The organism is Streptomyces lacaronensis (genome assembly GCF_047337785.1).
GTDB classification, from domain to species: domain Bacteria; phylum Actinomycetota; class Actinomycetes; order Streptomycetales; family Streptomycetaceae; genus Streptomyces; species Streptomyces lycopersici.
Genome location: NZ_JBLHDK010000003.1, coordinates 10,127,420 through 10,148,222, shown reverse-complemented (window position 1 = coordinate 10,148,222; position 20,803 = coordinate 10,127,420). Strand labels below are relative to the sequence as shown.

Genomic DNA, 20,803 nt, shown 5'->3' with positions numbered 1-20,803 from the left:
TAGCGTTGTCACATGCCGAATCGAGGGGACCGTGGCGGAGCGCAGACCCGGGCTCGCATCGCTTCCGTCGCAACCCAGCTGTTCCTGGAGCGCGGGTTCGATGACGTGACCATCAACGAGGTCGCCGCGGCCGCCGGAGTGTCGAAGGTGACCGTCTTCGCGCACTTCGACCGCAAAGAGGATCTCCTGTTCGACCGCTTTCCGCAGGCCCTCGACACCGTGCGGGCCGTGCTCCGCGAGCGCGCGGATGACCTGGACCCCGTCGAAGCCATGCGCCGAGCCGCCCTCGCACTGGCCGCGGAACGCCATGTGCTGTCCGGGCTCGGGGAGGGAGTCGAGCCGTTCCTGCGCACCGTGATGGCGTCTCCCGCCCTGATCGCACGGCTTCGCCTCTTCGCGTCCGAGATGGAGGAGACACTCGCGGCGGAACTCGACGCCGACGCTCGCTTCTCCGGCGACAGCACGCTGACCGCGGCCCTGCTCGTCGCCGCGTACCGCACGGTCGCCGTCGACACGGTGAAGCGGCGACTCGCCGGAGATGACATCGACGAGGTCGGGGCCGCGCATCAACGTCGTCTGGCGTTCGCCTTCGACGCGCTGGCGGGTGGATTGAACAGCGTGTCGCAGGCTGGGAGTTGAATGTCGGACATGGACGCACACGACACGCCGGACGCGCAGGACACCGCCAAGAGGCTGCGGGCCATCACCGACGAGCTGTCGGACCGCTTCTACGAACGCGCCGACGTGGTGCGGACGCTGGTGGTGACGCTGCTGGCCGGGCAGCACTCCTTGGTACTCGGCCCGCCCGGGACGGCCAAGTCCGAGCTGGCCCGGGAGCTCACGGGCAGGGTCGAGGGCGCGGCGTACTGGGAGATCCTGCTGTCGAAGTTCACCGCGCCCACGCGGATGTTCGGCCCCATCGACGTGGCCGCGCTGGCCCGGGGTGAGTACCGCCAGGTCTACGACGGCCGCGCCACGACCGCGCACATCGCCTTCATCGACGAGATCTTCAAGTGCTCCACGGCCGCGCTCAACGAGACGCTGGGCTACCTCAACGAGCGGATCTACCACCCCGAGAACGGCGGTGAGCCGATCCGCTGCCCGCTGATCGGGGCCATCACGGCGAGCAATGAACTGCCCGGCGGAGAGGACACGGCCGCGATCTACGACCGGCTGCTGGTGCGGATCGAGGTCGGCTACCTCGAGGACCCCTCGAACTTCGCCGCGCTGGTCCGCTCCGCCGTCAGCCGCCCGGCGGCACCGCCACGGACCACCGTCGAGCTGGCCGCGTTGCGGCACGCCGTGGCCGAGGCCGTCCCGGCCGTGGACGTCCCCGACGGGATCGTGGACGCGGTGTGCACACTGCGGGCCGCCCTGCGCCGCAAGGAGCTCATCGCCTCCGACCGCCGCTGGCGGCAGGCGGTGGGCCTGCTCCAGGCGTCCGCGTACCTCGACGGCCGCCCGGCGGTCGCCGAGACCGATCTGTCGGTGCTGACCCATGTGCTGTGGGACTCCCCCGCCGAACGCCCGACCGTCGAGCGCGAGGTGCTGCATCTGGTCAACCCCGACGCCAAGGAGGCGCTCGACCTGGCCGACGCCCTCGACGAGCTGGAGGCCCAGCTCGACGCCATGGCCGGGCAGTCCCGCGAGGCGCTGAGCGAGTGGGTCATCAAAAAGGCCCACAACAAGCTCGCCATGGCGGGGAAACGGCTGGAGAAGCTGCGCGAGGACGCGGCACGCGCCGGTCGCTCCACCGCCGCCATCGACCGGGTCACCGGGCGCCAGCGCGCCGTCCGCGCCCGTGTGCTCACCGAGGCGCTCGGCGTGGACGCGAGCATGGTGCAGGCCCAGCTGTGAGCAAGCGCGACGAGCCCGCGCTCGACGAACTGGCGAGCCGGGCCGGAACGTGGCCGGGCCGGTCCGCCACCCCTCCCGTACGGCACACCGCGGCCGTGGTCGCGGACCGGTTCGACAGGATCACCTGGCGTGACACGTACGAGCAGTCGGCCGGGCTGCGCGAGGTGGCCGAGGAGCTCAACGAGCGCCACGACCACGCCACCGACCTCCTGACCGACGTGTTCCTGGCCGCCTACAAGGTCGGGCCGCGGTTGCGCGAGCGCGCCGAGATGGACCCCTCCCGGCTGGTCAACCACCAAGTCATCACCGCGCTGGTGGAGTCACCGGAGTTCGCCGAGCTGCGCCGGGAGACGGCCGGCGACCCGTATGCCGCCGCCATGGCCGTGCTCGCGCAGGCCGCCACGGTGCGCGGGATGCTGGAGCGCTCCCGGGAGGCCCAGGAGCGGGCCGAGCGGGCGAGCCGGGCCCAGCAGGACGCCGACGGCGCGGCGGCCGCCGTGGACGACTCGCTCCAGCGGGCCACCGACGAGGCCGACGAGGACGGCACCGTGCCGACCCCGGCCGCCGACGCCGTACGCCAGGCGATCGACGCCGCGGAGGCCGCGGAGGCCGCCGCGCGGCGAGCCGCCCAGCACGCCGCGCAGGCCCTCGCGGCGGCGGCCCCCGGCATCCGCGCCGCCGCGCGGAACGCGGCGGGCAGGGCCGCCGAGGCCGTACGGGAGGAGGCCGCGCTGATGCGGGCATGGGGTGTGGCCCCCGGCGAGCTGGAGCGGATGCCGTTCGACGAGCGCGCCCGGCTCGCCGAGCGGCTGCGCACCGGCCGCCTCGCCCAGTGGGCCGAACTGATCGGCCGCTTCCGGCAGATGGCCGACGGTGAGCGCGCCCGCAAGATGGAGAACGCCACCGGGGAGCTGGTCGGCGTCACGCTCGGGAACGACCTCTCCCGCCTGATCCCCTCCGAGCTGGCGGGCCTCGGCCTGCCCGAGCTGCGCGCCGTGTTCGCCGCGCGCTACGCCGCCGGGGAGCTGATGCTCTACGACGCCCGGGGAGAGCGGACCACCGGCCAGGGCGCCATCGTCGCGTGCGTGGACACTTCCCACTCCATGTACGCGGCGGGGCCCGGCGGCGTCACCCGGGAGGCGTGGTCCAAGGCGTGCGCCCTGGCCCTGCTGGACCAGGCCCGCCACGCGGGGCGCGACTTCGTCGGCATCCTGTTCTCGGCCGCCGACAAGCTCCGGGTCTTCCGCTTCCCCGCCGCCGGGCCGCAGCCCGCCGGTATCGACCCGATCCTCGACTTCGCGGAGACCTTCCTCGGCGGCGGCACCAGCTACCAGGCGCCGCTGACGGCGGCCGCCGGTCTGCTGGAGGAGGAGTTCGACGACGCCGCCCGCGCGCGCGGCGACATCGTGATGATCACCGACGACGAATGCGGTGTCACCGAGGAGTGGATGCGCGGCTGGAACGACGCCAAACACCGATTGGGGTTCCGGGTCTTCGGCGTGGCCATCGGAGCCCCGCGCGCCGCCGAGACCGGCTCGGTCCTGGAGGCCCTGTGCGACAACCTCCGCTCCATCGAGGATCTCACCGACGTCCACGCGGCCGCCGACCTCTTCCGCGTGATCTGACCGCACAGACCCGGAACCCATCCGCTGAGCACCCGTGTGTCAGTGGTCCGCCACGGGGTTGTCGGCCGATCGCGCGGCCCATGAGGCGAGGATGCGCAGCCGGTCGTGGCTGGGTGTGCCGGGCTCGGCGGTCAAGGTGATGAGCTGCTGGTCGGGGTCGTCGGCGCAGGTGAGGAAGGACCAGTCGAGGGTGAGCTCGCCGACGACCGGATGGCGCAGGACTTTCGTGCCCGTGCCCTGGACGGCGACGCGATGGGCGCCCCACCACCGCCGGAAGTCGGGGTCCTGAAGTGACAGCTCGCCCACCAGTTTGGCCAGTCGTGGATCTTTCGGGTCCCGGGCGGCCTCCATGCGCAGCTGCGCCAGGCTGGTCCGCGCCACCCAGTCCCAGTCCGGGTACAGCGCCCTGATGGCCGGTTCGCGGAAGACCAGCCGTACGAAGTTGCGCTTCTCCGCCGGGATGCGCGCGAAGTCGGTGAACAGGGCGGTGGCCATGGGGTTCCAGGCGAGGATGTCCGTGCACCGGCCCAGGACGACGGCCGGCGTGGTGGCGAGGTCGTCCAGCAGCCGCCGCAGCTGGGGGTGGACCTTCTGTGTGGTGCGCCGACGGGGCCGGGCGGCGTCCCGGCCGGACAGTTCGAACATGTAGGCACGCTCGCCGTCGTCGAGTCGGAGAACGCGCGCGAGGGTGTCCAGCACCGGTTCGGAAGCCTGGCGGCGGCCCTGCTCCAGGCGCGTGTAGTAGTCGGGGCTGATCGACGCCAGCAAGGCCACCTCCTCCCGGCGCAGCCCCTTGACCCTGCGCCTGCCCGCCGAATCGGGCAGCCCGACCTGGGCCGGGCTCAGCTCCCTGCGCCGCGCCTTGAGGAAGGCGCCCAGTTCGCTGTGGTGCGCTTCGCTGCTGCTCATAGCCACAAGTCTGACAAACAACGAGGCCCGTGACAGGGGGCCTGGCCTGTCCCAGGACAGCCTTGTCCGGGGACACAAGACGCCCCTTACCGGCCTCCGCACCGCGTGCGAGTGTCGGTGACGTGACCGGCGGACGGCCCGTCCCACTCACCCGCACCCACCCAGGAGCCACAGAACCATGAAGGCCAGCGTCACCTTCCCCAGCAACCATCTCGCCATCGCCGGGATTCTCTTCACCCCCGACGACCACGCCGGCGGCCGGTTGCCCGCCGTTGTCATCTCCCACCCGGGAGGCGGCGTCAAGGAGCAGAGCCCGAGCATCTACGCCGCGCGCCTGGCCGGCGCCGGGTTCGCCGCGCTCGTCTTCGACGCCGCCCACCAGGGCGAGAGCGAGGGCGAGCCGCGAGGTCTGGAGAACCCCTTCCAGCGAGCCGAGGACATCAAGTCCGCCGTGACCTATCTGACCACCCGTGACGACATCGACCCGGACCGTATCGGGGCTCTGGGCATCTGCGCGTCCGGCGGTTACGTTCCCTACGCCGCGCAGACCGACCACCGCATCAAGAGCGTCGCCACGGTCAGCGCCGGGGACCTCGGGTCGGTGTTCCGCGAGGGACTGGGCCGCACCCAGGACCCGGCGGTCCTCCAGGCCATGCTCGACCAGGCCGGCGCACTGCGCACCGCGGAAGCACACGGCGCGGCCCCGCGGCTGGAGGCGTGGATTCCCGAGAACGCCGAGGAACTGCTGGAGACCGCCACCCGGCAGTTCCGGGAGACCTACGAGTTCTACCGCACCCCGCGCGGCTACCACCCCCGCGCGAACCAGGGGTGGGTGCTGCGCAGCATCGACCTGATCGCCCAGTACGACTCGTACGCGATGATCCGGCTCATCTCGCCCCGCCCCCTGCTGATGATCGCCGGTTCGGAGGCGGAGACCGCCTACTTCAGCCGGGAAGCGATCGAGAGGGCGGCCGAGCCCAAGCGACTGGTCATCATCGACGGCGCCAGCCACATCGACCTGTACGACAGGGACGAATACGTCACCCTCGCCGTGGCCGAACTCACCGCCTTCTTCGGCAAGCACCTGGCCGGCTGACCACCCACCGCCCCGCCCGCGACCAAGGGACTGCCACCCGGCCGGCGGGCACCGCTGTTTTAACCAGTGGCGTCTCCACGGACCAGCCGCATAGCTTGTGCGCTCGTGACTGGTGATCCGGAGAAGCGCGCGAACCAACGTGCCCTCGGCCGGGTGTTCAACGAGGTGGCGGAGGTCTACGACCGGGTCCGGCCGGGGTACCCCGACGAGCTGTTCGCGGACCTTGTCGCCATCACCGGCATGGACGCGAGGTCGTCGGTGCTGGAGGTGGGCTGCGGTACCGGGCAGGCGACGCGCTCGCTGGCAGCGCTCGGATGCTCGGTGACCGCCGTCGAGCCGGGCCGGGAAATGGCCGCACTCGCGCGCCAACGGCTCGCCGCCTTCCCCGGCGTCGAAGTCGAGACATCGACATTCGAGGAGTGGGACGACCGCGGCGCGCGCTTCGACGCCCTCGTGGCTGCGTCCTCCTGGCACTGGGTCGACCCGTCGATCGGCTGGCGGCGAGCGCACGACGTGCTCCGCCCCGGGGGGTGGATGGCGCTGCTCGGCAACGTCGTTGTCCGCCGGCCGGGAGAGCCGGAGGTGTACGCCGAGACCGCCGATCTCCATGAGCGGTTCTCCCCCGGGAACCCTGGCTGGGGTCATCCGCCGCTCGAGGACGATGTACGCGGCACCGATGAGGGCTGGGGGCTCGTGGACGACCCCGGCGGCCTGTTCGGCCCGACGATCGTGCGCTGGTACCCGACCGTTCAGTGGTTCAACGGGGAAGGCTTCGCCGATCACCTTCGCTCGACGTCGCTCTACCGGAGACTCGACCGCGACGTCCGCGAGCCCCTGCTCGACGCCATCGCCGAGCGCGTCCTCACCCGGTTGGATGACCGGGCGTCACGCCGCTGTCTGACCGTCCTCCGGATCGGACAGCGGACGGTCGGCATGAGCGAGAACACTCCATGAGCTGACGCATCAGATGGCGCTCCTCCGCGGAACTCGGGGACACCCGTGAGATCGGCGGCCTCGGCGAGGAAGTCGGCCCACGAGATCACTTCTCCCCTCCACCGGGCACATCGTGGCCCGGCGTCCGCAGCGCCATCAGGGAAGCTCGCGTCTCCTCGTCCATCTTTTCGATCGCATACCGGAAGGTGCCGCGGCTCATCTCGGTATGCCATGTGCGCAGGAACTCGGCCACCTCGTCCTGATGAACATCGGCGGTGACCTTGAGCAGCCACCCACAGCCCTTCTGCACATACACATCGTCGTCGTGCATCAGCCGGGTGCAGTTGTCGAAGACGTGGGACAGCGGCAGTTCGAACATCGACCGCCCCACCTTGCGTCGGACGAACTTCACGACGGCCACGTTCGCGGCGCGCCTCGCCCAGCTGGACCGGGACCGGGCCCAGGCTCGCGTCCGCGGGATCTGATCGAGGTGGCCGCGGAAGAACGGGTACAGCAACTTCAGGCACAGGTCGTCGCACTGTGCCCAGTTCGACACATACGATCCGAGCCAGTGCTCACAGCGGTCGAGCAGTTCGGGGCCCAGCCCGACCCTCGCGACCTTGTGCAGGACCGCGAATGCCAGCAGGACCTCTTCGTGGTGGGAGGCGCGCGACAGGACTTCTTCCGCGAGAGCCAGCCTCGTCGCCGCGGGAACGTCCGGCCTCTCGTGGAAGTATTCGTTCGCGATCTCCACGGCGGAGGCGTTGCTCACCCCGAGCGCGCGGATCCTCTGCGGAAAGTAGCGCTGCGTTCTGACCGCGAAGTCCGCGTCGGCCCTCGCCGCGAGGGACCCCAGAAGCTCGTCGGCCGCCGCCGCCACGTCCATTGCCATGCTCCCAGTGTGCGGGAGACCGGCTGGGCGACGATCGGCTTCGGCGCCGAGCGCGGAACGGGCAGGCCGCGGCGGTCCGGCCGCGCCGTCCGCCGCCGGCCCGCCCCCGCCCCCGATCAGCCCTCGTAGCTCCGGATGGCGGCGACCTTCTCCGCCGACGGGGAGGTCTCGTCGAAGCTCTGCGCGAGCCAGTCGTCGGTGAGCGCGCGGGCGAGTTCCAGGCCGATGACGCGCTGGCCGAAGCAGAGCACCTGGGCGTTGTTGCTGAGGACCGAGCGGCGCACCGAGTAGGTGTCGTGGGCGGTGACCGCGCGGATGCCGGGGACCTTGTTGGCGCTGATGGCCACGCCGAGGCCGGTGCCGCACACCAACAGGGCGCGGTCGGCGGTGCCTTCGGCCACGCGGCGGGCCGCCTCCACCGCGACATGCGGATAGGCGGTGTGCTCGTCGCTGCCCACGCCGACGTCGATGACCTCGGCGACCCGGGGGTCGTCCAGCAGATCCTGCTTGAGGACTTCCTTGTAGTCGTAACCGGCGTCGTCGCAGCCGACGACGATCCGGAAGGCATGCGCGGTGGTCATACGGGATCGCTTTCTGTCGTCGCGCGGAGAGTGGCCACCGCGGTCAGCACCGCGGCGAGTGAGGTGGCTCCGGGGTCGGGGGTGCCCACGCTGCGGTCGGCGAGGGGGCGGGCGCGGCCCAGGCGGGGGCGCAGCCCGGCGGTGTTCTCCGCGGCCGTACGGGCTTCGGCCACGGCGGACGCGTACGCCTCGGACACCGCGGCTCCGGTCCGCAGCCCCGCAGCGAAGGCGGTGGCGAACGGCGCGAGGGCGTCGACCAGGGTTTTGTCGCCCACTTCGGCCCCGCCGAGCGAGGTGACGGCGGTGAGCGCTTCCGCGGCGGCGGACGCCAACTCCGCGCGCTCCGGCGCCCGGTCGGCAGGCAGGGCCGCGCCGATGGCGCGCAGCCCCACTCCCCACAGCGCCCCCGAGGTGCCCCCGGCCTCCGCCGCCCAGGCATCACCGGCGGCGGCCAGCACCGCCGCCGGGGCGAGCCGTTCGGTGTGCGCCTTCTCGGCGGCCGCGAGTGCCGCGTCGACGCCCTTGCACATGCCACGGCCGTGATCGCCGTCGCCCGCCACCGCGTCCAGCCGACCCAGATCCTCCGCGTCCCGGTGCAGTACGTCGCGGGCGGCGCGCAGTGCGTGGACGGCCAGCTCGGCGACCTCGGCCGCCGCGCCGGACGCCGTGGCGGCGGACCGCTCCGGGCGGCGCGGGGCCGCGGCGGGCCGTACGGCGGCGTCGTCCAGCGGGGGTTCCGGCGGTGCCGTACGGCAGAAGGCCGGGGTGTCGGCCGGGGCGAGCCACAGCCGCTCCAGCTCCTCGTCCAGCCAGCTCAGGGTCAGCGAGCAGCCGGCCATGTCGAGACTGGTGACGAGTTCGCCGACTTCGGGGCGTACGGGCGTGAGCCCCGCCTCGTCCAGTTGGCGGGCCACGGCGCCCCACAGCACGTACAGCTCCTCGTACTTCGTGGCGCCGAGCCCGTTGAGTACGACCGCGACCCGCCCGTTGTCGCCCACCCCGGCGGGCCGGTCCGCGAGCAGCCCCGCCACCAGGGCGTGGGCCAGGTCCTCCGCGGTGCCCAGGGTGTCCTCGCTGACCCCCGGTTCGCCGTGGATGCCGAGACCGAGGCCCAAGCGGCCTTCGGGAACGGTGAACAGGGGCGCGTCGGCGCCCGGCAGGGTGCAGCCGTCGAAGGCCACTCCGAGCGTGCGGGTACGGGCGTTGGTGTGCTCGGCGACGCGGACGACCTCGTCCAGCGAGGCGCCTTCCTCGGCCGCCGCCGACGCGGTCTTGAAGACGACGAAGCCACCCGCGATGCCACGCCGCCGCGCCGTCTGGTCGGCGGGGGCGGAGGCGATGTCGTCGGTGACGGCGAAGCAGCGGGCGGGAACGCCGTCGCCCTCCAACTGCCGTGCCGCCAGCCGGAAGTTCATCACGTCCCCCGCGTAGTTGCCGAAGAGGAAGAGGACACCGCCGCCCGCCTCCGCGGCCTCGGCGACCGAGCGGGCGCGGGCGGCCGACGGGGAGGTGAAGACATCGCCGATGACCGAGCCGTCGGCGAAGCCGGGGCCGACGACACCGCAGAAGGCGGGGTAGTGGCCGGAGCCGCCGCCGGTGAGCACGGCCACCTTGCCCGCGCGGGCGGGGCGGGCGCGCACCACACCGCCGGGCACGGCCCGTACGTGCCCGGGATGGGCGGCGGCGAAGCCGGTGATCATGTCGTCGGTGAACCGGGCGGGGTCGTTGAAGAGCCTGGTCATCGTGTGCTCCAGCCTTCGCGTGCGGTGTCGAGGGCCTGGCGGTAGGCGGCGTAGCCCTCGGCGTAGTGGTCGATCAGCCCCCGCTCGGCGGTGACGGTACGGAGGCGGGCGCGCCAGGCGCCGGGGTCGACCGGCGTGCCCAGGGAGCGCCAGGCGACATGGGCCGCGCCGCGGATGCCCACGGCGTCGTCACAGACCTCCAGGTCGCCGCCGAGGACACCGGCGAAGATCCGTGCCCACTCCCCGGAGCGCGCGCCACCGCCGCAGGCGGTGACGGTGCGGGTGACGCCGAGGGTTTCCATGCAGTGCCGGGCCGAGTAGGCGACCGCCTCGCACAGCGCCCGTACCAGGTCGGCGCGGCCGGCCAGCGGGGAGAGGCCGTCGAACCGGCCGCGGGCCCGCGGGTCGACGAAGGGCGCGCGCTCGCCGCTGGTGGACAGGAACGGCAGCGCGGTGACGCCCGCGGCGCCGGGCGGGGACTGGACGAGCAGCGCGTCCAGCGCCTCGATCTTCACATCGAGCAGCTTCAGCAGCCAGTCAAGGCCCGCCGTGCCGATCATGGCGGGCATGACCCGCAGGAACCGGCCCTCGTACGGGGTGGCCAGCACCATCCCGGCCGGGTCCTCGGCGAGGGCCGGGCGCGGCTCGGTGTCCAGGACCTGGGCGGCGAGGGTGGTGCCGATGATGAGGTTGCCCTCGCCCGGTTCGGCGACCCCGGAGCCGAAGGCGCAGGCGGGGATGTCGAACGGGCCGGCGGAGACCGGCAGCCCCGGGGGCAGGCCAAGTCGCCGGGCGGCGTCGGGCAGCAGCCGGTGCAGGGTGCCGGGCGGCGCCGGATCCGGCAGCAGCCGGCGGTACGCGGACAGCCCGCACAGCTCCAGCGCGGTCTCGTCGTACGTACGGGTGGCCACGTCGAGGAACGGCTGCGAGGCGTCGGAGACGTCGACGGTCACGGCGCCGGTCAGCCGTTGCACGACGGCGTCCACGCAGTACCCGGCGACCTCGGCCGCCTCCAGCCGCTCCGGCTCGTGCTCGGCCAGATGCGCCAGCAGCGGCGCCGCTGAGCCGGGGAAGAGGCCGACGCCGGTGCGCCGGTGCAGGGCGCGCAGGGTGCCGTCGGCGGTCCACCGGTCGAGCCGGTCCGCGGCCCGGCCGTCCATCCAGGACAGCGCGCGGCCGACCGGGGCGCCCGAGGCGTCGCGCAGCCACAGCCCGTCGCCCTGCCCGGTGAGGGCGAGGGCCTCGACCGGTTCGTCGCCCAGCTGCGCGGCGTCGGCGAGCGCCGCCCGTACGACGGTCTCCACGGTGCCCACGACGTCGTCCGGATCCTGCTCGACGCGGTGTCCGGGCAGGGTGTAGACGGTGCTGCGGGCCTCGTGCGCGGGGGTGGTCCGGCCATCGCGGGAGATCAGCTGGGCCTTGGTGACCGAGGTGCCGATGTCGACTCCGACGATCATGGCCGGCTCCCGGTCAGCACCTCCGGATTGGCCACGTGCCGCAGCGGTTCGCCGCGCAGGAAGCGGGCGGCCTCACCGGCGGTGATCAGGGCGGCCCGGTCCGCGGTCCGCCGGGTGGCGCCCGCCAGGTGGGGCGTGGTGATGACGTTGGGAGCCTTGTGCAGCGGCCAGTCGGCCGGGGGCGGCTCGATGTCGTAGACGTCGAGGGCGAGCGCGCCGAGCCGGCCGGACTCCAGCAGGCCGGGCAGGGGCGCGTAGTCGAGCAGCTCACCGCGGGCCGAGTTGACGAGGACGGCGCCCTGGGGCAGCAGCGCGAGGTTGTCGGCGTTGAGCAGATGCCGGGTCTCGGGGGTGACCCGGGCGTGCAGGCTCACCACGGAGCTGCGCCGCAGCAGGTCTTCCAGGGCGGTGAGCTCGACGCCGTCGGCGTGTGCCCGCTCCGGGTCCGCGTACGGGTCGGAGACGAGGACGTGTGCGCCGAAGGCGCGCAGCACGCGGGCCACGATCGAGCCGATGGCCCCGTATCCGACGAGGCCGACGGTGGCGCCGTCGAGCTCCAAGCCCGCGTTCTCGTAGGCGTAGTAGTCGCCACGCCACGTGCCCTCCTTGAGGGCCGCGTCGGCGTGGGTGATGCGGCGCATGGCGGCGAGGATCAGCCCGACGGCGAATTCGGCGGCCGCGGCGGCGTTGCGGCCCGGTGTGAAGGTGACGGGGATCCCGGCGGCGGTGGCGGCGGCCAGGTCCACGTTGACCGGGCCGCCGCGGGCCACGCCGATGAACTTCAGGCCGGGCGACTCGCGGATGACCCGGGCGGTGAACGGCGCCATCTGCGTGAGGGCGACACTCGCGTCACCGAGCGCCTCCAGCACCTGCTCCTCGGTGCCGCTGGCCTCCTTGACCCCGCCGTTCCCCTGCCCGTCGGCCCCGACCGGCCCGAAGGGTTCGTTCGGCCAGCGGGTGCGCAGCGTGCGGAAGCTCAGCCCGGCGGAGGGCAGGCTCTCGCTCAGGGCGGCGGAGAAGAGGTCGGGCGCGATGAAGTCGTCGCCGGCTACCAGGACCGTGGTCATGTCGGTCACTCCCCTCGGGTCTCGAGCCTGCTGAGCAGGAAGTCACGTACGGCATGGTGGTCCGAAGAACGGTAAGCGGCGGCGGCCAGGGCGTCCTCGGCGGGTGGGTACTGCGGATTGGGAATGGCCACGACGGTCATCCCGGCGGCCGCGGCGGCGCGCAGCCCGTTGCTGGAGTCCTCCACCGCCAGACAGCGCTCCGGGGCCACGCCGAGGGCGTGCGCGGCAGCCAGATAGACGTCCGGGCTCGGCTTTCCGCGCTCCACCTCGGCGCTGGAGACGGTCGCCTTGAAGTGGTGGTCGACGCCATGGTGGACGAGGACGGCGTCGATGACCCGGCGCGGCGCGGAGGAGGCGAGCGCCACGGGGGCGAGCTCGGCGGTTGCGGTGATCATTTCACGGGCTCCGGGCAGCAGGCCGATGCGGCCGTCGGCCAGGGCCTGGACCATGCCGTCGACGACGGCCTGCTCGGTACTGGCGGCGGCGTCACCCGCCCCGCAGAACCGGGTGAGATAGGCGGCCCACTCGGGGGCGCTCATCCCCTGGACGTCGCGTGTCTGCTCCGGGCCCCAGGTGCGGCCGCGTGCGGCGGCGTAGGCGGCCCACAGCTCCTCCCACAGATGCTCGCTCTCCACGAGCACGCCGTCCATGTCGAAGACCACTGCGTCGGCCATGCGTACCCCTGATCTCCCGGCTGATGATGTCTGGTGGCGGGGCACGCGGCTGTCCGTGCGCCCGGCGGTGTCCGCCAGGTGGTGGCACCCGGCGGGGTCCGTCACAGCGAAATTAACAGTACTGACGTGAGTTGTCACTGGTTATATGTGAGAAATAAACACGGCAGGATGTAGGGCATGACTACTCCACCGTCGTCGCGCGGTGCGCGGCAACAGCGGCAGCAAGTGATCGTCGACCACGTTCTGGCCCAGGGGGACGCCACCGTGTCCGAACTGGTCGAGCTGACCGGCGTCAGCCTGATGACGGTCCACCGGGACATCGCCGAGCTGGCGGACCGCGGCATCCTGCGCAAGTACCACGGTGGCGTCTCCGCACAGCCCTCGATGGTCTTCGAGTCCAGTTCGGACTTCCGGCTGCACGCGCACACCGAGGAGAAGCGGGCGCTGGCCCGCGCCGCTCTGCGGTTCGTGGCCCCGGGAATGTCGGTGATGCTGGACGACTCGACCTCGGCGCTGGCCCTGGCGCGGCTGTTGCCCGAGGTCGGACCGCTGACCGTGGTGACCAACTACCGCCTGATCACGGAGGAGCTGAGGAGCGCCGAGGGCATCCGGCTGATCTGCGTGGGCGGCGAGTACTCACGCACCCATGACTCATGGATCGGTCTGCCGGCGATGGACATGATCAGCGGCGTATCCGTCGATCTCAGCGTGCTCTCCACCTCCGGGATCACCGCGGGCATGACCTTCCACCAGGAGCAGGAGATCGTCAGCATCAAGCGGGCGACCCGGCAGGCGGGCGCGACCAGCGTGCTGCTCATGGACCACAGCAAGGTGGGCCGTCGCGCGCTGCACCGGCTGGAGAGCGTGGACTCCTTCGACCATGTCCTGCTGACCGGCCCGGTGGACGAGGAGCTGCTGCGGGAGATGCGGGAGCTGACGGATGTGAGAGTCGTCGAGACCGAGTAGTTACCAGCGAATCTCGTTATCTTTACCAGACCTCTTGATATTTTTCTCGGCTCGCTTGAGTATCTGCGGTCGTACTCCGTCATTCCCTCAGAGTGGAGGAAGCGATGCCGAAACCCTTGGTCCTGGGCTATCTGGGCGTACTCCTGTTCATGATCGGCGACGGTGTCGAATCCGGCTTCATCGCTCCGTACATGGCCGATCACGGCGCGGCGACGGACGTACGGGCCGGGTACGTCATCACGGTCTACGGCATCGCCGTCATGCTGGCGTCGTGGTTCTCCGGCGCGCTCTGCCAGGTGTGGGGGCCCCGCCGGGTGATGTGGACCGGCCTGGCGATCTGGGCCGTCTTCGACGCCGCGTACCTGCTCTTCGCGCTGGGCACCGAGAACTACCCGATGATGCTGATCTTCTACGGCATCCGGGGCTTCGGCTATCCGCTCTTCGCGTTCGGCTTCCTCGTATGGATCACCAACACGGCACCGAAGGCCCGGCTGGGCACGGCGGTGGGCTGGTTCTACTTCGCCTTCACGGGCGGTCTGCCCACCCTCGGCTCGCTGTGGTCGAGCCTGACGATCCCCGCGCTCGGCCGCCTGGGCACGCTGTGGTCGGCGCTCGTCCTCATCCTCATCGGCGGCGCCATCGCCCTGGTCGGCGCCCGGCGGCGGCCCGGCGGCGACCGGATGGCACCCCCGGAGGTCACCACCGGCGAGAGCCTGCTCAACTCCGTCTCCATCGTCTGGACCCATCCGCGGGTACTGGTGGGCTGCCTGGTCCGGATCATCAACACGGCCCCGGAGTTCGGCATGCTGGTGTACCTGCCGCGGATCTTCTCCGACGACGTCGGCTTCGGCGAGGACAAGTGGCTCCAGCTGCTGGCGATCATCTACGGCACGAACATCTTCTTCAACCTCATCTTCGGCGTCCTCTCCGACCGCATCGGCTGGCGTACGACCATCGCGGGCTTCGGCGCGCTGGGCTGTGCGATCAGCGTCACGACGCTGTACTTCGTACCGACCTGGCTCGGCCCGGACTACTACTGGGTCGCGGTGCTCGCGGGCATGTTCTACGGCGCGACCCTCGCGGGATTCGTCCCCATCTCGGCCCTCATCCCGTCGATGGCGCCCGAGAACAAGGGCGGCTCGATGGCCCTGCTCAACCTGGGCGCGGGCGGTGCGGCCTTCGTCGGCCCGGCCGTCGCCAGCCTCTTCCTCCCCCTCGTCGGCGCCGGCGGAGTCACGCTGATCTTCCTCGCGCTCTATCTGGTCGCGCTCGTCCTGACACTGATGCTGAAGCTGCCCGAGGAACGCGACGGCGGGCCGTCGGCCCCGAGCGCGGCGGACGACGGCCGGAAGCCCCGCACCGACCCGGCCTCGACCACCTCCTCGCCCGCCGCGTCCGCCTGAGGTTCGGTACGCGGGGCCCCGCGCCGGCAGACCGAACCACGAGGTCGGGCTGCCGGCGCAGCGCCTCCACCGGATTTCGGCGGTGTCCGCGGTACGGACCTGGATAGGCTGATCGTGCGATTCGGCGAGGGGAGTTCGGGGTGGCACAGCCGTTGAGCATCGCGGTGGCGCAGCCGAGGTGCGCCGCTCATGACGTGGCCGCCAACGCGGTGGCCCACGCGGAGGCCGTTCGGGCGGCGGACGCGCGGGTGGTGGTCTTCCCCGAGATGTCGCTGACGGGATACGAGCTGGACGCGACGCCGGTCGCCCCGGGCGATGAACGGCTGGCTCCGATCGTCGCCGCGTGCGCCGGGACCGGGACACTCGCCCTGGTCGGCGCGCCGGTGGCGGGGCCGCGCATCGGCATCCTGGCGCTGGACGCGGACGGCGCACGGGTGGTCTACGGAAAGGTCCATCTGCACCGCGGCGAGGCCATCCACTTCGTGCCCGGGGAGCCCGCCGTGCTCGACGTGGACGAGTGGCGGCTGGGGCTCGCCGTCTGCCGCGACACCGGTTTCCCCGAGCACGCCGCGAAGACGGCGGCGCTGGGGATCGACGGCTACGTGGCCGGCGTCGTCCACGCCGAACACGAGGCCGGGCTCCACGGCGAGCGCGCCCGCCGGGTCGCCGCCGACCACGGTGTGTGGGTCGCCACGGCGGCCTTCGCGGGTCCGACCGGTGGCGGCTTCGACCGCACGTCCGGCCGTTCGGGCATCTGGTCCGCGGACGGGGAGCTGATCGCCGAGACGAGCGCCGCGCCCGATGAGATCGCGCGGGCGGTCTTCACCAAGTGAGCCCGGCTTCACCAAGTGAGCCCCGGCTTCAGCAAGTAAGAACTCGCGCAGATAGGCAGATAGGGCGTCTGCTCATGGGCGCAGGTAAGGGCGCGCCTTCCAGCGGTGAGTCCTCCATGCTTGGCGGATCGGACTACGTACGGTGATGGCCTTGACCACTTCGGCTCCGCCGCGGAACTCAGCCTGCTCACCGGCGCACCGATCGCCGGCCACATCGCCGATCTCGGCATCTGCCGAGCGGGCGGGGTCAGTGACCCGTACCTGCCGATCGGGCTGTTCGGACGCCTCTTCGTCCGCTCCGCGAGGGTGCGCGAGAAGTCACAACAAGGGGGTCGCTGGGCCCGTTGGGGCGTGAGACGGGGAGGCGACTGGTGCGTGACGGGCGCCGCTCACCGCGTTGCCCCGGACCTCGGGCGGCTGGCTCGGGGAACAGGTCGTCCACGATGCGGTGCCGGCCGCTGTGCGGCCGGCGTACAAGCAGATCTGTCGGGTGCGGTGCAACGCGGCAGGGCCTGTCCCGGCCCCCGTGGGCGGGTGATCAGGGGCACAGCCCGTCGTCGGGCCGCGGGGACGGTCAGGCTGCCGGCGCGAATGCGGTGATGGCGTCGACGAGGTCGGCCGGGGCTTCCAGCGGGATCAGGTGACCGGTGTGGGGGACCACCACGAAGTCGGCTTGGGAGAGGTAGGGCACCAGGTTGTCGCGGAGCACGCCGACGGGCTCCACCTGGTCGTGTTCTCCGGCGACGACGAGAGCGGGCACGCTGACCATGCGCGTGTGCTCGGTGATGTCCTGCGCGATGCCGCGCAGCGGCCACTCGGTGCGGGCGGCGTCGGTGACGGTCCGCGAATCGGTCACGATCTGCGCCTTGACCGGAGCGGGCAGCTCGGTCGCGGTGAGGACGTGATCCCGTGCCCCGGCCACGGACTCGGCGGAGTCGTAGACGTGCGACAGGGCTTCCTGGTACTCGGGAGTGACCTGTGCGGCGGGCTTCGCCGGGCCGGAGCCGACGAGAACGATGCCGCGCAGGCCGGCGGGCCGGGTGGCCGCGACCAGCTGTGCGACCTTGCCCCCCATCGAATGCCCCACCAGGACGTAGTCGGTGACCCCCGCATCCGCGAGCACGGCGAGCGTGTCGTCGGCGAGCTGACCGAGCGTATAGGGACCGGGCAGAGCGCTCGACCGGCTCCACCCGCGGAAGTCGACCGTGAGCACGTCACGGCCCGCCAGGCGGTCGACGACGAGGTCCCAGGTGCGGGCAGAACCACCCCAATAGTGCAGGAACACCAGAGTCGGCCCGGTCCCCGGCCGATGGTCGTAAGTGGGCAGAAGCGTCTGCTGCGTCGTGTTCATGATGGCTCTTCCGGTCGATGCGCTAGGCGATTGCCCTGTGTATTCATTGAAACTTCTGCACCCGGACGGGGCATCGGCGTGACTGGTCGCCCGATGGTGAAAACTGGACACGTGAGCGTGATCCGGCAGATGACCTACCAGCCCGCAGGACGCCGCGCCGCCTCGGTCGAGACGATGGCGTTCGGCCGCCTTCGCGAGCTGAACGACGGCGGCACGCAGCGCGCCGACTTCCACGTCCTTGCCGTCATCGACGCCGGACCCGGCTCAGTCACGGTCGATTTCCACCTCCACCCGCTCCAAGATCGGTCCGCGGTGTGGATTCCACCCGGCGCGGTGCACCGGTGGGACGACATCGCCGAAGTGGCAGGGCACCTCGTGCTGTTCGTGCCGACCGCGCCGGTCACCCACACCACCCGAGAACTCGTCGCCTCCCCGGACCTGGCCGCGCACTGGAGCATCCCCGACGCCGACTGGCCCTTCGTCGACACGGCGCGCAGCCATCTCCTCCTCGAAGCATCCGCCCCACCCAGTGACTCCTCGACGGAGCTGCCCGAAATCCTGCTCTCCGCGCTCATCACCCGACTGCACCCACCGCACGCCGAAGCACGGCTCACACATCCGGTGTTCCGGTTGTTCCGCTCCAGCGTCGAAGCGCACTTCCGGCAACACCACGACGCCGGCTACTACGCCCGTGCGCTGGGATACGCGCCCCGCACCCTCTCACGAGCGGTGCAGCAGGCCACCGGCCGCACCGCGAAGGCGTACATCGTCGAACGGATCACCCTGGAAGCCAAACGGCTCCTCGCACACGACCGCCTCACCGCCGCCCGCTGTGCCGACATACTCGGCTTCCCCGACGCATCCAACTTCTCGGTGTTCTTCCACAAGGCCACAGGCAAACGCCCGGGCGCGTGGCAGGCGACGGTGGCCGCCGAGTGAGGAGGTGCCCACAAGAACACTCACATCTATGATCACGTGGCGTCACAACCCCATGATCACCGGAACTCCGTGCTCGCCTCTCTTTATCGGTGCGCCACCGTGCCTACCCGCGCGAGTTCTAAGCCCGGCTTCACCAAGTGAGCCCGGGGCGCGCGGCGGCCGCGGGAGTCGTCGCGTCAGAGCCGGAACGCCCTGGTCACCCGCTCAGCGAGAGCGTCCTCCGTCGTCGCGGTGCCGACCTCGATGGTGTGCAGCCGGAGCCGCTCGGCTTCGTCCTCGAGGCGCGTGGTGAACATGCGATCCCGTTCGGCGAGGTTGCGGCCGGCCCGCGCCGGATCGCTGGTCCTCCAGACGAACCCTTCCCCCGGTACGGACCGACCGCGGATGGCGGCCTGACGGAAATCGGGAGTCGGAATAAGCCAGACCGCGTGGTGAGGAGCGTCGAGCAGCGGCTTCACGAGGTGCGGAAGCAGCCGGAACCCCTCGACGATGACGCAGGGCTCCGGCGGCAGGCGAAGGAGGTCTTCGACGATCAGACCGAAGCCCTCACCCCGAAACCAGTGGAACGTCTCCAGCATGACCTCCGGAGACCGGTTCACCCATCGCTCGTCCATGTCCATGGAGATGAACCGATGCAGAAACGGCGCCTCCTCGGGGGTGACCCGCCCGGCGTGATCCCGCATCACATCGTCGGTCGCGTAGAGCCGCCACCCGTAGCGGTCGGCGAGTCGGCGGGCGATGGTCGACTTGCCCGCACCACTCCCGCCACCGATCCAGAAGACGTGGCGCAGCCGCGCCGCGAGCTCCGCGGCGTCGGTCACTTCTCCATCCTGTCCGGGCTGCATTTCGCTCCGATCCGACGAGACGAGACAATGCGAACCTCATTGTGTCCTCGTCGACGACATTCCCCACTCCACCGCTACTCGGCCGCGGGCCCGGCTACGGGTGCCCCGCGGCCGACGGTGGCCGCTCGCGTGGCGAGTCCGATGGTGCGGGTGAGCGTCATCGCCACGGCCATCAGCAGCAGCGCGTCGGTGAGGGCGTCGGCGGTCACCTGGTGGTCGACCATCCAGCGGCCCAGCTGCCGGGCGAACCAGTGCTCCGATCCGTACGAGAACGCGGCCCGTGCGCCGATCACGACGATCCACAGCGCCGCGTAGGCGAAGCCCGCACGGCTGACCGGCTTGCCGGTCGTGGGGCCGGCGTAGACCGTGGTGAAGGTCATCGCCAGCAGGCCGACGAGCAACCCCGCGACGACAGCGGCGAGTTCGAGCGCCAGACCGGAGCCGTGGGTGGCCGGGCCCTTGATGAAGAGGGGGACGATCGCGGCGGTCATCAGCAGCGGCCGCAGGATGCGCAGCTTCCCGATCTTGCGGTGGGGCCCGAGGTCCGCCTCCAGGACGGCGATCAGGACCGCACCGTTGATGATCATGGCTTGCCCGATGGTGGACATGGGATGGCGAGCCTCTCGGTGGACGGTTTGCCGCGGATTCGGCTCGCTCAGGCTCGTGCCGGTACGCGGTCCCGCGCGCCGTAGCAGGGGGTGACCTCCGAGGTGATCGCTTCGGCCGCCCGGTGGTACCGGTCCCGGCGCCGGTGTCACCCGCGGATCACCCCGCGGGGTCACCGCGGAGGTCACCGCTCGGGGTGACGCGGTGCCCCGCGGACCTTCCTAGCCTCGGGGCGAGTCAACAGGGGTACGCGACCGAAGCGTGGCCGACGGGAGTCCTCCGGTGAACGTGCTGCAAGTGCTGGCCGCGATCGCCGTCGTGGTCTTCGTCATCGCACGTCAGCTACGCGGCGAGCCGCTGCGCGGCAAGCGGCTGATCCTGCTTCCCGCGATCCTCGCCGTCATCGGTTTCACCGGCCTCGGCAAGGGCGGCCGCCACCTCGCCACGACCGATCTCGCATGCCTCGTCATCAGCGCGGTGATCGCGGCCGGAATCGGCGCCGCCCAGGGAGCCGTGCTGCGGTTGGAGCCGCGCGACGGGGTGCTGTGGGCGCGGATGCCGGTGTACGGACTGTGGCTGTGGCTCGCGCTGGTGGTCTCGCGGGTCATGATGACGGCCGTCGCCATGGCGCTGCACGCTCCCTTGGCGGGCTCCTCGGCGCCCATCCTTATGCTGCTCGGCCTCAACCGGCTCGGCCAGACCGCCGTCGTCACACCGCGCGCCCTCGCCTCCGGCGTGCCGTTCGCCCCGGAGAAGGACGGCCGCCCCTTCGATGTGCGGGGCGCGCTGGCGGGACTGCTGGGCGGGCCGGGCGGCCCGTCGGCGCCCGGCGCGGAGCGGCCCGCGCGGCAGCCCCGGCCCACGGGATCGTACGACCGGTCGACGAGTGGCCTGCTACGCGACCGGGGCCGCCGGGGACGGCGATGACCGGACGGCACCCGGAATGCGCCCCCGCGGCCCCCACACGAGACGACGAAAAAGCCCGACCCTCCGCCCATGACGGGGTACCCCCCGGTGCCGCGGCCGA

At 71.7% G+C, this 20,803-nt stretch carries 20 protein-coding genes; 10 read left to right on the top strand and 10 right to left on the bottom strand.

Features of this window, described 5'->3' with window-relative positions:
• Nucleotides 1-12: 12 nt before the first annotated feature.
• The 3 genes from ACMTAK_RS43900 to ACMTAK_RS43890 are packed head-to-tail and all read left to right on the top strand — an operon-like array spanning nt 13 to nt 3,482.
• The gene (locus tag ACMTAK_RS43900; RefSeq protein WP_413811321.1) at nt 13-639 is read left to right on the top strand and encodes a TetR/AcrR family transcriptional regulator; all 627 of its coding nucleotides are present in this window, start codon (nt 13-15) and stop codon (nt 637-639) included.
• Nucleotides 640-648: 9 nt separating this feature from the next.
• On the top strand, nt 649-1,857 hold the full coding sequence (locus ACMTAK_RS43895; protein WP_413811320.1) for an AAA family ATPase: 1,209 nt from the start codon (nt 649-651) through the stop codon (nt 1,855-1,857).
• On the top strand, nt 1,854-3,482 hold the full coding sequence (locus ACMTAK_RS43890; protein ID WP_413811319.1) for a VWA domain-containing protein: 1,629 nt from the start codon (nt 1,854-1,856) through the stop codon (nt 3,480-3,482). The genes ACMTAK_RS43895 and ACMTAK_RS43890 overlap by 4 nt, the downstream gene beginning before the upstream one ends.
• A gap of 39 nt (nt 3,483-3,521) precedes the next feature.
• Here ACMTAK_RS43890 and ACMTAK_RS43885 read toward each other — a convergent pair whose 3' ends face one another.
• Complete coding sequence (locus ACMTAK_RS43885; RefSeq protein ID WP_413811318.1) at nt 3,522-4,391, bottom strand: helix-turn-helix domain-containing protein; 870 nt, start codon at nt 4,389-4,391, stop codon at nt 3,522-3,524.
• 178 nt (nt 4,392-4,569) lie between these two features.
• Here ACMTAK_RS43885 and ACMTAK_RS43880 point away from each other — a divergent pair, with 178 nt between their 5' ends.
• Entirely contained in the window at nt 4,570-5,487 is a 918-nt protein-coding gene (locus tag ACMTAK_RS43880; RefSeq protein ID WP_413811317.1) for an alpha/beta hydrolase, read from the top strand.
• Between the two features lie 105 nt (nt 5,488-5,592).
• On the top strand, nt 5,593-6,441 hold the full coding sequence (locus ACMTAK_RS43875; RefSeq protein ID WP_413811316.1) for a class I SAM-dependent methyltransferase: 849 nt from the start codon (nt 5,593-5,595) through the stop codon (nt 6,439-6,441).
• A gap of 85 nt (nt 6,442-6,526) precedes the next feature.
• On the opposite strand, the gene ACMTAK_RS43870 is transcribed toward ACMTAK_RS43875, so the two are convergent.
• The 6 genes from ACMTAK_RS43870 to ACMTAK_RS43845 all read right to left on the bottom strand — a co-directional run bounded on the left by ACMTAK_RS43870 (nt 6,527) and on the right by ACMTAK_RS43845 (nt 12,833).
• Nucleotides 6,527-7,312 (bottom strand): DNA alkylation repair protein, encoded by a 786-nt coding sequence (locus tag ACMTAK_RS43870; protein WP_413811315.1) that lies wholly within the window; start codon nt 7,310-7,312, stop codon nt 6,527-6,529.
• A gap of 116 nt (nt 7,313-7,428) precedes the next feature.
• Complete coding sequence (locus ACMTAK_RS43865; protein WP_413811314.1) at nt 7,429-7,893, bottom strand: ribose-5-phosphate isomerase; 465 nt, start codon at nt 7,891-7,893, stop codon at nt 7,429-7,431.
• A complete protein-coding gene (locus ACMTAK_RS43860; protein ID WP_413811313.1) occupies nt 7,890-9,635 on the bottom strand; it encodes a dihydroxyacetone kinase family protein in 1,746 nt (581 codons plus the stop codon). The genes ACMTAK_RS43865 and ACMTAK_RS43860 overlap by 4 nt, the downstream gene beginning before the upstream one ends.
• Nucleotides 9,632-11,092, bottom strand: a complete 1,461-nt coding sequence (locus tag ACMTAK_RS43855) for an FGGY family carbohydrate kinase (protein ID WP_413811312.1) — start codon at nt 11,090-11,092, stop codon at nt 9,632-9,634. The genes ACMTAK_RS43860 and ACMTAK_RS43855 overlap by 4 nt, the downstream gene beginning before the upstream one ends.
• Entirely contained in the window at nt 11,089-12,159 is a 1,071-nt protein-coding gene (locus ACMTAK_RS43850) for a 2-hydroxyacid dehydrogenase (protein ID WP_413811311.1), read from the bottom strand. The genes ACMTAK_RS43855 and ACMTAK_RS43850 overlap by 4 nt, the downstream gene beginning before the upstream one ends.
• A 5-nt stretch (nt 12,160-12,164) precedes the next feature.
• On the bottom strand, nt 12,165-12,833 hold the full coding sequence (locus ACMTAK_RS43845; RefSeq protein WP_413811310.1) for an HAD family hydrolase: 669 nt from the start codon (nt 12,831-12,833) through the stop codon (nt 12,165-12,167).
• 177 nt (nt 12,834-13,010) lie between these two features.
• On the opposite strand from ACMTAK_RS43845, the gene ACMTAK_RS43840 reads away from it, so the two are divergent.
• From ACMTAK_RS43840 to ACMTAK_RS43830, 3 genes are all read left to right on the top strand, one after another.
• Nucleotides 13,011-13,799 (top strand): DeoR/GlpR family DNA-binding transcription regulator, encoded by a 789-nt coding sequence (locus ACMTAK_RS43840; protein WP_413811309.1) that lies wholly within the window; start codon nt 13,011-13,013, stop codon nt 13,797-13,799.
• Between the two features lie 104 nt (nt 13,800-13,903).
• On the top strand, nt 13,904-15,202 hold the full coding sequence (locus ACMTAK_RS43835) for an MFS transporter (RefSeq protein ID WP_413811308.1): 1,299 nt from the start codon (nt 13,904-13,906) through the stop codon (nt 15,200-15,202).
• Between the two features lie 140 nt (nt 15,203-15,342).
• Nucleotides 15,343-16,035, top strand: coding sequence for a carbon-nitrogen hydrolase family protein (locus ACMTAK_RS43830; protein ID WP_413811307.1), 693 nt, complete (start codon nt 15,343-15,345; stop codon nt 16,033-16,035).
• A 574-nt stretch (nt 16,036-16,609) separates the two neighbouring features.
• Here ACMTAK_RS43830 and ACMTAK_RS43825 read toward each other — a convergent pair.
• Complete coding sequence (locus ACMTAK_RS43825) at nt 16,610-17,386, bottom strand: alpha/beta fold hydrolase (RefSeq protein WP_413811306.1); 777 nt, start codon at nt 17,384-17,386, stop codon at nt 16,610-16,612.
• Nucleotides 17,387-17,497: 111 nt separating this feature from the next.
• Here ACMTAK_RS43825 and ACMTAK_RS43820 point away from each other — a divergent pair, with 111 nt between their 5' ends.
• Nucleotides 17,498-18,325, top strand: coding sequence for a helix-turn-helix domain-containing protein (locus ACMTAK_RS43820; RefSeq protein ID WP_413811305.1), 828 nt, complete (start codon nt 17,498-17,500; stop codon nt 18,323-18,325).
• A gap of 176 nt (nt 18,326-18,501) precedes the next feature.
• Here the strand turns inward: ACMTAK_RS43820 and ACMTAK_RS43815 are convergent, their stop codons facing one another.
• A complete protein-coding gene (locus ACMTAK_RS43815; protein ID WP_413811304.1) occupies nt 18,502-19,146 on the bottom strand; it encodes a hypothetical protein in 645 nt (214 codons plus the stop codon).
• Nucleotides 19,147-19,244: 98 nt separating this feature from the next.
• Nucleotides 19,245-19,778, bottom strand: a complete 534-nt coding sequence (locus ACMTAK_RS43810; protein WP_413811303.1) for a hypothetical protein — start codon at nt 19,776-19,778, stop codon at nt 19,245-19,247.
• 280 nt (nt 19,779-20,058) lie between these two features.
• On the opposite strand from ACMTAK_RS43810, the gene ACMTAK_RS43805 reads away from it, so the two are divergent.
• The gene (locus ACMTAK_RS43805; protein ID WP_413811302.1) at nt 20,059-20,703 is read left to right on the top strand and encodes a hypothetical protein; all 645 of its coding nucleotides are present in this window, start codon (nt 20,059-20,061) and stop codon (nt 20,701-20,703) included.
• Nucleotides 20,704-20,803: the final 100 nt, after the last annotated feature.

Coding starts and splice junctions, on each gene's coding strand:
- ACMTAK_RS43885 (WP_413811318.1), bottom strand. CDS start 4,391: ATGAGCAGCAGCGAAGCGCACCACAGCGAACTGGGCGCCTTCCTCAAG.
- ACMTAK_RS43895 (WP_413811320.1), top strand. CDS start 649: ATGGACGCACACGACACGCCGGACGCGCAGGACACCGCCAAGAGGCTG.
- ACMTAK_RS43855 (WP_413811312.1), bottom strand. CDS start 11,092: ATGATCGTCGGAGTCGACATCGGCACCTCGGTCACCAAGGCCCAGCTG.
- ACMTAK_RS43835 (WP_413811308.1), top strand. CDS start 13,904: ATGCCGAAACCCTTGGTCCTGGGCTATCTGGGCGTACTCCTGTTCATG.
- ACMTAK_RS43825 (WP_413811306.1), bottom strand. CDS start 17,386: ATGAACACGACGCAGCAGACGCTTCTGCCCACTTACGACCATCGGCCG.
- ACMTAK_RS43840 (WP_413811309.1), top strand. CDS start 13,011: ATGACTACTCCACCGTCGTCGCGCGGTGCGCGGCAACAGCGGCAGCAA.
- ACMTAK_RS43850 (WP_413811311.1), bottom strand. CDS start 12,159: ATGACCACGGTCCTGGTAGCCGGCGACGACTTCATCGCGCCCGACCTC.
- ACMTAK_RS43810 (WP_413811303.1), bottom strand. CDS start 19,778: ATGTCCACCATCGGGCAAGCCATGATCATCAACGGTGCGGTCCTGATC.
- ACMTAK_RS43880 (WP_413811317.1), top strand. CDS start 4,570: ATGAAGGCCAGCGTCACCTTCCCCAGCAACCATCTCGCCATCGCCGGG.
- ACMTAK_RS43860 (WP_413811313.1), bottom strand. CDS start 9,635: ATGACCAGGCTCTTCAACGACCCCGCCCGGTTCACCGACGACATGATC.
- ACMTAK_RS43865 (WP_413811314.1), bottom strand. CDS start 7,893: ATGACCACCGCGCATGCCTTCCGGATCGTCGTCGGCTGCGACGACGCC.
- ACMTAK_RS43900 (WP_413811321.1), top strand. CDS start 13: ATGCCGAATCGAGGGGACCGTGGCGGAGCGCAGACCCGGGCTCGCATC.
- ACMTAK_RS43870 (WP_413811315.1), bottom strand. CDS start 7,312: ATGGCAATGGACGTGGCGGCGGCGGCCGACGAGCTTCTGGGGTCCCTC.
- ACMTAK_RS43845 (WP_413811310.1), bottom strand. CDS start 12,833: ATGGCCGACGCAGTGGTCTTCGACATGGACGGCGTGCTCGTGGAGAGC.